At 63.7% G+C, this 1,114-nt stretch carries 1 pseudogene; it reads right to left on the bottom strand.

The annotated features are described in order from the left end of the window. Positions 1 to 1,114, bottom strand: a pseudogene (locus tag DD606_RS25390) (RHS repeat protein); the annotation flags it as partial.

Raw genomic sequence — 1,114 nt, 5'->3', positions numbered from 1 at the left:
CTCCGGATGACCGGCGGCAAAGGTGCGCGCAATCGTGCGCCCGCAGGCGTCATAGCGATACTGCGAGGCCACGCCATCAAGCCCCACCTCTTCCAGCAGCAGCGAGTCTGGCCCCCAGCGGAACTGATACGCTTCGCCGTTCTCGTTTTCCAGGGCAATCAGACGCCCGCGGCTGTCCCAGCGGCGGCGCACCTCTTCACCCTGCGTATTTCGGGTGGCGGTTAAGCGCCCCGCTTCGTCGTATCTGAACTCGCTCTCTTTCCCGTCGGCGCCCGCATGCTTCACCGGCAGGCCACGTTCGTTCCATTTGAGCGATTCCGTCCAGCCTTCCGGGCGATCGAGCTGCACCGGACGCCCTGCGGCGTCGTAGCGGTAGCGAGTCTCTTCACCGTCGGCGGCTGTCTCAGCCACCAGCCAGCCCAGCGGATGATAACGGTATTGTGTCACACGGCCCGAACAGTCCGTCGCACGCACCATCTGCCCGGCCTCGTTGTACTCCTGGTAGCGGCTGTTCCCGGCGGCATCGACTTCTTCCACAACCTGACCAAACTCGTCCCGACGCAGCAGCGTGGTCTGCCCCATCGGGTCCACCACGCGCTTCAGCCCGTGATGTTCGTCGTACCAGAACCGGGTGGCGCTGCCGTCAGCTTCGATAATGGCCGCGGGAAGCGCGCGGTGCTCCAGCCAGGTGGTGGTGCGGGTGTTGCCGTCGGCGTCGATCTCCTGCACCCGGTTGCCCATGTCGTCATAGACGAAGGTAACGGCATTACCCAGCGGATCGATGCGACGCGTGAGGAGTTCGTTGTCATCCCACTCGTAGCGCCAGTTCTCACCGCTCTCGTCAACGTAGCGAACAATGAGGTTTTGCGCGTTCCAGTAATGCTTTCGCGTCTGACCGTCGTAGTGTTCGACGGTCGTCAGCCCGGCGGCTAGATCATAGGTAAAGCGACAGCCGTCGCCGGTGCTGGTGCGGTTTTCCACCACGCGCCAGTGGTCGAATTTTTGCCAGCGGTATTCGCTCTCCAGCCCCCCCGGCAAGCGGTGCCAGGCCATCAGGCCGTGGTCGTTGTAACGGTATTCACGCGTCACCACGCCGGAGGCATCCGTCGCGCTC

This window comes from Enterobacter cloacae complex sp. GF14B (assembly GCF_004136805.1).
GTDB classification, from domain to species: domain Bacteria; phylum Pseudomonadota; class Gammaproteobacteria; order Enterobacterales; family Enterobacteriaceae; genus Enterobacter; species Enterobacter hormaechei_C.
Note: the sequence above shows the minus strand (reverse complement) of the source record. Positions and strands in the feature narration are given on the sequence as shown.